Source organism: Streptomyces sp. NPDC037271 (assembly GCF_055603605.1).
The window spans coordinates 187,747-194,576 of the sequence record NZ_JBVJVN010000009.1; the positions used below are offsets into that span (position 1 = coordinate 187,747).

The window sequence follows — 6,830 nt, forward strand, 5'->3', positions numbered from 1 at the left end:
TGGGTTGGTGGTGTGGGGGTTGTGCCCTTTTCGTGTCTCTAGGGTGTCGGGGGGGGGAGAAAACCACACCCGGGGCAAACAAAGAAACAACCCGCCCCCCCCCCCCCCCCCCCCCCCCGCTTCCCGGCCGGTGAAGGTTCTTCATGTGGTGTCCGTCCGACAGCGCGAGGCTGGGCGCGACAGGTCGTTCGCGCCGCCGGACGGAGTCTCGGGCCTCTTCCGCGAAGAGGCGGGTAGTGGCTGGGACCGCGGCGGTGCGACGGGCCGGAACGCTTCTCCCCTCAGGTCGTAGGAGAAGCCCCTGGCCCTTCACCACCGCACTGGCTCGCAGGCCGCCGCGGTCCTCGCCCTGCCCGTGCCGGCCCCGGGCGGCCACCCCTCATCCGGGCCGCTCCGGTGCCTGCACGGGCCGCGCACGGTCCCGGCCTCCCCGCCGGGTCCGTACGCGAGCCGGTGGATCAGTCCTCGCGCAGGGCGCGGACCGCCTCCTCCACGCGCTTGCCGTACTCGGGGTCGGCGGCGTGGAAGTGCGCGAGGTTCTTCTCGACCACGTCATTGCGGGACACCTGGGACAGGCCGCCGGCGATGTTCGCGACCAGACGCCCGCGCTCGTCCTCGGTCATCAGCCGGAACAGCTCACCGGCCTGGAAGAAGTGGTCGTCCTTGGTGTGCAGCGGCGCCTCGTGGGTGCCGGTGTGACCGGACACCGCGAGCGGGGCGGCCAGCGGGCGGCCGGTCTCGACCGGGCCGTCGTACGAGTTCGGCTCGTAGTTCTTGGCGTCCCGGCCCTGCGAGTTGGAGGCCATGAAGCCGTCGCGCCCGTAGTTGGCCGCGCCGCCGGGCACCGCCTTCGGAGCGTTCACCGCGAGCTGGGTGTGGTTGACGCCCAGGCGGTAGCGGTGCGCGTCCGCGTAGGCGAACAGGCGGCCCTGGAGCATCTTGTCGGGGGAGGGGCCGATGCCCGGAACGAAGTTGTTCGGGGAGAACGCGGCCTGCTCGACCTCGGCGAAGACGTTGTCCGGGTTGCGGTCGAGCACCAGCCGGCCCACCCGCTTGAGCGGGTAGTCGGCGTGCGGCCACACCTTGGTCACGTCGAACGGGTTGAAGCGGTAGTTCGCCGCGTCGGCCACCGGCATCAGCTGCACGTGCAGGGTCCAGGACGGGTACACGCCCCGCTCGATCGCCTGCACCAGGTCCGTCTGGTGCGAGGCCGGGTCCTCGCCCGCCAGCTTGGCGGCCTCGTCGGCGGTCAGGCAGCGGATGCCCTGGTCCGTCTTGAAGTGGTACTTGACGAAGTACGACTCGCCCTTGGCGTTCGTCCACTGGTAGGTGTGCGAGCCGAAGCCGTCCATGTGGCGGTAGGACGCCGGGATGCCGCGGTCGCCCATCAGCCAGGTCACCTGGTGGGTGGCCTCGGGGGAGTGCGCCCAGAAGTCCCAGACGTTGTCCGGCTCCTGGCGGCCCGAGAACGGGTCGCGCTTCTGCGAGTGGATGAAGTCGGGGAACTTGACCGGGTCCTTGATGAAGAACACCGGGGTGTTGTTGCCGACGAGGTCGTAGTTGCCCTCCTCGGTGTAGAACTTCAGCGCGAAGCCGCGCGGGTCGCGGACCGCGTCCGCGCCGCCGAGGGAGTCGGCCACGGTGGAGAAGCGCAGGAAGACCTCGGTGCGCTTGCCGACGCTGCTCAGGAAGTCGGCGTGCGTGTAGCCGGTGACGTCGTCGGTCACCTCGAAGTGGCCGTAGGCGCCCGAGCCGCGGGCGTGCACCACGCGCTCCGGGATGCGCTCGCGGTTGAAGCGGGCCAGCTTCTCGATGAGGTGCTGGTCCTGGATGAGGAGGGGGCCGCCGATGCCGGCGGAGGCGGAGTTCTGGTTGTCGGCGACCGGGGCGCCGGACTCTGTCGTGAGCACGCGCTGCGACATCGGGGACCTTCCGTGCGAGGGGTCAGCGGAAACTTGTTTCCGCTTCGTGGAGCCTAAGTTCGGGTGACAGGCACGTCAACAGTTTGTTGAAGTGGGTTCCGGGCGGTGCCGCCGCTCGGGCGCGACAGGACAGGTGTCAGCGACGGCACCGCCCGGAAGTCTCGTGAGCTGCGTACGGTCAGACCTGGGCGCCGGACAGGCGCTCCACGGCCCGCAGCAGGGCCGAGTGGTCCAGGCCGCCGTCGCCCTGGGCGCGCAGCGAGGCGACCAGCTGGGCGACCACGGCGCCGACCGGCAGCGCGGCGCCGACGTTGCGGGCGGCGTCGGTGACGATGCCCATGTCCTTGTGGTGCAGGTCGATGCGGAAGCCCGGCTTGAAGTCGCGGGCCAGGAAGTTGTCCTTCTTCCGCGTCAGCACGGTCGAGCCGGCCAGCCCGCCGTTGAGAACGTCGAGGGCGGCCTTCAGGTCCACGCCCGACTTCTCCAGGAAGACCACGGCCTCGGCGCACGCCTGGATGTTGACGGCGACGATCAGCTGGTTGGCGGCCTTCACGGTCTGGCCCGAGCCGTGCGGACCGCACAGCACGATGGTCTTACCGAGCGCCTCGAGCAGCGGCTTGGCCTCGTCGAAGTCGGCCTGCTCGCCGCCGACCATGATGGACAGCACGGCCTCGATGGCACCGGCCTCGCCGCCGGACACCGGGGCGTCCAGGACGCGGATGCCCTTGTCCTTCGCGGCCTTCGCGAGGTCGACGGAGGTCTGCGGGGTGATCGAGGACATGTCGACCAGCAGGGCGCCGGACTTCGCGTTCTCCAGGATGCCGTCGGGGCCGTAGGCGATGGCCTCGACCTGCGGCGACGCGGGCACCATGGTGACGACGACGTCGGCGTCGCGCACGGCCTCGGCGATCGAGCCGGCCGCGGTGCCGCCGGCGGCGGACAGGCGGTCCAGCTTCTCCTGCTCCAGGGTGAAGCCGGTGACCTGGTAACCCGCCTTGATCAGGTTCTCCGACATGGGGGAGCCCATGATGCCGAGACCGATCCAGGCGACCTTGGGGAGCGTGCTCATGATGGGTGCCTCTCTGAAAATCTGTGAAGAGTTCCTACGGGTGGCGCTCAGCGGGCCGCGCGGGCCTCGGCCGGCAGCCAGGAGAAGGACTCGGCGCTGGGGTTGTCGCCCGGCTTGTACTCCAGGCCGACCCAGCCGTCGTAACCGGCCTTCCTCAGGCGGTCGAGCAGCTCCTCCAACGGGAGGGAGCCGGTGCCGGGGGCGCCGCGGCCGGGGTTGTCGGCGATCTGCACGTGCCCGGTCTTCGCGGCGTACGCGTCGATCACCCGCGGCAGGTCCTCGCCGTTCATGGACAGGTGGTAGAGGTCCATGAGGAACGCGGCGTTGCCGAGCCCGGTGGCCGCGTTGACCTTGTCCACGACCTCGATCGCGGCCGGCGCCGACACCAGCGGGTACAGCGGCGACTCGGGCTTGTTGAGCGCCTCGATCAGCAGGACCGCGCCGATCCGGTCGGCCGCGCGGGCGGCGAGGACCAGGTTCTCCAGCGCCAGCTCGTCCTGCTCGGCCGGGTCCACGCCTTCGACGCGGTTGCCGTACAGGGCGTTGAGCGCCGTGCAGCCCAGCGACTTCGCGAAGTCGGCGGCCACGTCGACGTTGGCGCGGAAACGGTCCGACTCCTCGCCCGGGACGGACAGGGCGCCGCGGTCGGGGCCCGGCAGCTGTCCCGCGTAGAAGTTCAGCCCGGTGAGCTGGACGCCCGCGTCCTCGATCGCCTTCTTCAGGGCGTCGAGCTCGGACTGCTCGGGGGTGGGCGAGTCGATCCAGGGCCACCACAGCTCGACCGCGGTGAAGCCGGCCGCGGCGGCGGCCGCGGGACGCTCCAGGAGCGGGAGTTCCGTGAAGAGGATCGACAGGTTGACGTTGAAGCGCTGATCTGCGGCGGTGCTCAACTTGAAACCTGGCATCGGGTGCCGCGCTCCCTTCCGTTTCGATCGTTGTTCCGCATTACGGAAGATGCTTTCTGCTTAATGGAAGATTGCCGTCGGTGCTCGGCGCTTGTCAAGAGGGGGCGGCGGAAAGCGGTCACCGCGCGTTAGGTTGACCGGGTGCGATTGAGAGTGGAGTTCACGACCGAGCCCTTCGACCTGGACGAGGCGCCCGCGCACGCGGTGGTGGCCCGGGAGGTCGTCGAGGCCGCGGAGCTGGACGAGGTGGACGTCGGCCCGTTCGGCAACACCGCGGAGGGTGGCGCCGACGAGGTGCTCACCGCCGTGGACGCGTTGCTGCGCCGGTCCCTCCAGGCGGGCGCCACCCGGATCTCCCTCCAGGTCAACGTGGTCGGGCAGGGCGCCGAAGGGGAGGGCGAGCGGTGACCGGTCCGGGGGAGGAGCCCTTCATCGCGGCCGTCAAACCCCTGGTCGACGCCATCGGGGGCGAGATGCTCCCGCCGGACGAGGCCGGTCAGGACGACGTCGTCCTCGCCTGGGAGGGCGCCGACGTCGTGGCCGTGCGCCTGCCGCAGCTCGCCGACTCCCTGGACCACATCCTGGCCGCCATGGAGCGCCGGCGGGGCAGGCCGCTGGCCGAACTGGACCGGCGCGCCAAGCAGGAGGTCGTCCGCACCCTGGAGGCGCGCGGCGCCTTCTCCGTGCGGCACGGCGTGGAGACCGTCGCGAGCGCCCTCGGCGTCAGCCGTTTCACCGTCTACAACTACCTCAACCGCGAGAAGGACTCCTGACCTGCACAGGAGCCCCACATCACGAGCCGCCGTCCGGAATCCGGGCGGCGGCTTTCGTCACACCGAATTTTCAACAAAGTGTTGACGCGTTGTTTCCGAGGGCGTTAGCTATCGGCACGCCCGTTCAGCACAAGGCCACGGAGGCTCCCGTGACGTCCACTTCCGCGTCGGGCCTGGCCCGTTTCAACGCATCCGAGGAGTCCGCGGCACTCGCGGAACTCCACGAGGCGTGTGCCTCGACGGCGTGGGCCCGGCACCTGCTCGCCGCCCGCCCCTACGCCACCACCGAGGACCTGTACGCCGCGAGTGACGCCGCCATGGCCGAGCTGACGGCGGACGACCTCGCCGAGGCGATGGCCGGGCACCCGCCCATCGGCCGCCCGAAGCCGGGCGACCCGACCTCCTCCCGGGAGCAGGCCGGAATGGCCGGCGCCTCGGAGGAACTCAAGGCGGAGATGCTCGAACTCAACCTGGCCTACCAGGACAAGTTCGGCCACGTCTTCCTCATCTGCGCCACCGGCCGGACCGGCGAGCAGATGCGGGACGCGGCTCTGGAGCGGATCGGCAACTCGCCCGAGCAGGAGCGGGAGATCGTCCGCACCGAACTGGGGAAGATCAACCGCATCCGCCTTTCCCGACTCGTCGAACAGGACGCCTGACCATGAGCACCAGCACCACCGCCTCCGTGTCCACGCACATCCTGGACACCAGCGCCGGCCGCCCCGCCGAGGCAGTCGCCGTCCAGCTCGCCGCCCGCTCGGGCAGCTCCGCCCATCACGGGCAAAGAGAGGACTGGCAGGCACTCGGCGGCTCCGCGACCGACGCCGACGGCCGGTGCAAGGACCTCCCGGCCCTGCCGGAGGGCACCACACACGTACGGCTCGACTTCGACACCGAGACGTACTTCGCCAAGAAACAAGCCGCGGCCCAGCAGGACGCCCCCGCGCTCCGGGACAGCGAGAACGGCCGGCCCGTGTTCTTCCCCGAGGTCACCATCACCTTCGCGGTGGTGCCCGGGGAGCACTACCACGTTCCGCTGCTGCTCAACCCGTTCGGCTACTCCGTTTACCGAGGGAGCTGACCGACACATGACCCGTTTCGTCCTGGGACAGAACCAGTACGGCAAGGCAGAGAACCGCGTCGTCAAGATCACGCGGGACGGCGACACGCACCACATCAAGGACCTCAACGTCTCCGTCGCCCTCTCCGGCGACATGGAGGAGGTCCACCGCAGCGGGTCCAACGCGAACGTCCTGCCGACCGACACCACCAAGAACACGGTGTTCGCCTTCGCCAAGGAGCACGGGATCGAGAGCGCCGAGGACCTCGGCGTCAAGCTCGCCCGCCACTTCGTCGACAACAACGAGCCGATCCACCGGGCCCGCATCCGCATCGAGGAGTACGGCTGGGAGCGGATCGAGACCTCGAAGGGCGGCGCCCGCTTCGTCGGCTCCGAGGAGATCGCCCACTCCTTCGTCCGCACCGGCCAGGAGACCCGCGTCGCGGAGATCACCTACGACGGCCACGGCATCCAGGTCCTCTCCGGATTCAAGGACCTGACCGTCCTGAACTCGACCAACTCCGAGTTCTTCGGCTACCTGAAGGACAAGTACACCACCCTCCAGGAGGACTACGACCGCATCCTCGCCACCACCGTCTCCACCTGGTGGCGGCACAACTGGGACGGCATCGACTCGCACGCCCCGGACTGGGACCGCTCGTACCACGGGGTCCGCAAGCACGCGCTCCAGGCGTTCGCCGAGACCTACTCGTACTCGCTCCAGCAGACCCTCTTCGAGATGGGCGTGCGGGTGCTGAACTCCCGTGACGAGGTCGACGAGATCCGCTTCTCGATGCCCAACAAGCACCACTTCCGCTCGGACCTGTCGCCCTTCGGGATCGACAACGAGGCCAAGGACGGCGCCGTCTACTACGCCGCCGACCGGCCCTACGGCCTGATCGAGGCCACCATCCTGCGCGACGGCGCCGAGCAACTGATCCCGGTCGACATGACCAACCTCTGACGCGGGACGCGGGGGGGGGGGGGGGGGGGACCAGGGGGGGGGGGGGGGGGGGGGGGGGGGGGGAGGGGGGGGGAGGGGGGAGGGGGGGGGGGAGGAGGGGTGAACTATGTATGCCGGCAAGCGCCTAGAACTGCTCG

8 protein-coding genes are annotated in these 6,830 nt (G+C 70.0%); 5 read left to right on the forward strand and 3 right to left on the reverse strand.

Annotation, left to right across the window (positions count from 1 at the left end; genetic code table 11):
- Positions 1 to 458: 458 nt before the first annotated feature.
- The 3 genes from ACZ7G3_RS18270 to ACZ7G3_RS18280 all read right to left on the reverse strand — a co-directional run bounded on the left by ACZ7G3_RS18270 (position 459) and on the right by ACZ7G3_RS18280 (position 3,896).
- Entirely contained in the window at positions 459 to 1,922 is a 1,464-nt protein-coding gene (locus ACZ7G3_RS18270) for a catalase (protein WP_470926692.1), read from the reverse strand.
- A gap of 178 nt (positions 1,923 to 2,100) precedes the next feature.
- The gene (locus ACZ7G3_RS18275) at positions 2,101 to 2,991 is read right to left on the reverse strand and encodes a 2-hydroxy-3-oxopropionate reductase (RefSeq protein WP_470926694.1); all 891 of its coding nucleotides are present in this window, start codon (positions 2,989 to 2,991) and stop codon (positions 2,101 to 2,103) included.
- A gap of 47 nt (positions 2,992 to 3,038) precedes the next feature.
- The gene (locus tag ACZ7G3_RS18280; RefSeq protein WP_470926696.1) at positions 3,039 to 3,896 is read right to left on the reverse strand and encodes a TIM barrel protein; all 858 of its coding nucleotides are present in this window, start codon (positions 3,894 to 3,896) and stop codon (positions 3,039 to 3,041) included.
- A gap of 141 nt (positions 3,897 to 4,037) precedes the next feature.
- Here ACZ7G3_RS18280 and ACZ7G3_RS18285 point away from each other — a divergent pair, with 141 nt between their 5' ends.
- The 5 genes from ACZ7G3_RS18285 to pucL all read left to right on the forward strand — a co-directional run bounded on the left by ACZ7G3_RS18285 (position 4,038) and on the right by pucL (position 6,693).
- Positions 4,038 to 4,304: a YkoF family thiamine-binding protein gene (locus ACZ7G3_RS18285; protein ID WP_470926698.1), complete on the forward strand. Its 267-nt coding sequence runs from the start codon at positions 4,038 to 4,040 to the stop codon at positions 4,302 to 4,304.
- Complete coding sequence (locus ACZ7G3_RS18290) at positions 4,301 to 4,669, forward strand: helix-turn-helix domain-containing protein (protein WP_470926700.1); 369 nt, start codon at positions 4,301 to 4,303, stop codon at positions 4,667 to 4,669. The genes ACZ7G3_RS18285 and ACZ7G3_RS18290 overlap by 4 nt, the downstream gene beginning before the upstream one ends.
- Positions 4,670 to 4,818: 149 nt before the next feature.
- Positions 4,819 to 5,328, forward strand: a complete 510-nt coding sequence (gene uraD / locus ACZ7G3_RS18295) for a 2-oxo-4-hydroxy-4-carboxy-5-ureidoimidazoline decarboxylase (RefSeq protein ID WP_470926702.1) — start codon at positions 4,819 to 4,821, stop codon at positions 5,326 to 5,328.
- Between the two features lie 2 nt (positions 5,329 to 5,330).
- Entirely contained in the window at positions 5,331 to 5,750 is a 420-nt protein-coding gene (gene uraH / locus ACZ7G3_RS18300) for a hydroxyisourate hydrolase (protein WP_470926704.1), read from the forward strand.
- 7 nt (positions 5,751 to 5,757) lie between these two features.
- On the forward strand, positions 5,758 to 6,693 hold the full coding sequence (pucL, locus tag ACZ7G3_RS18305) for a factor-independent urate hydroxylase (RefSeq protein ID WP_470926706.1): 936 nt from the start codon (positions 5,758 to 5,760) through the stop codon (positions 6,691 to 6,693).
- Positions 6,694 to 6,830 lie beyond the last annotated feature (137 nt).